Raw genomic sequence first — 534 nt, forward strand, 5'->3', positions numbered from 1 at the left:
TTTACTTTTCAAAAACCAAAAAGTGAACCTAACCAACGAGTGTAATTGTAAAAGAAGGAGGATATATCATGAAAAATGAACTGGAAGCATTAGCAAGCGAATTACCTATTTTGACGGATAAAAGCAGTTATAAGTACCTATCAGAAGTTGCATTCTTGGCAAAGGTGGTTTCATTAATAGGCTCATTATTTTTAGAAACAAACTTATTACCACTAGCTAATTCCGTTTCTGCAGTAACACGACCGCTAATGCGCGTTGGAGCATTTAAACTATCTAATGTTGAATAGTATTCTGGTTCACCAGCCAGTTGAGCAGTCATTCCACAATCAATTCGTCCATCAATTGATGTCATCATGTGAACTAAGACGTAAGGTCGATTCATTTGTAAAGCCTCCCTAATATTTAAGTCAATCATAAATTAAAGCGATGATTATTTGGAATACTTATTATTGTTCATCTTCAATCCAGAAATTGAATAAAGCATTAAATATATGTGAATGTACTAGTTATCAAGAGAACCAAAAGAGAGTGTTT

At 33.5% G+C, this 534-nt stretch carries 1 protein-coding gene; it reads left to right on the plus strand.

All coding sequences use genetic code 11. The features are described 5' to 3' along the window. Positions 1–68 precede the first annotated feature (68 nt). Positions 69–287, plus strand: coding sequence for a hypothetical protein (locus JCM11969_RS18010; protein WP_109249223.1), 219 nt, complete (start codon positions 69–71; stop codon positions 285–287). The last annotated feature ends 247 nt before the right edge of the window (positions 288–534 follow it).

The sequence above is a fragment of the Secundilactobacillus paracollinoides DSM 15502 = JCM 11969 genome (genome assembly GCF_001311135.1).
Classification (GTDB): domain Bacteria; phylum Bacillota; class Bacilli; order Lactobacillales; family Lactobacillaceae; genus Secundilactobacillus; species Secundilactobacillus paracollinoides.

Bases quoted from the DNA above. Each gene is read 5' to 3' on its own strand.
- JCM11969_RS18010 (WP_109249223.1), top strand. From the start codon at position 69: ATGAAAAATGAACTGGAAGCATTAGCAAGCGAATTACCTATTTTGACG.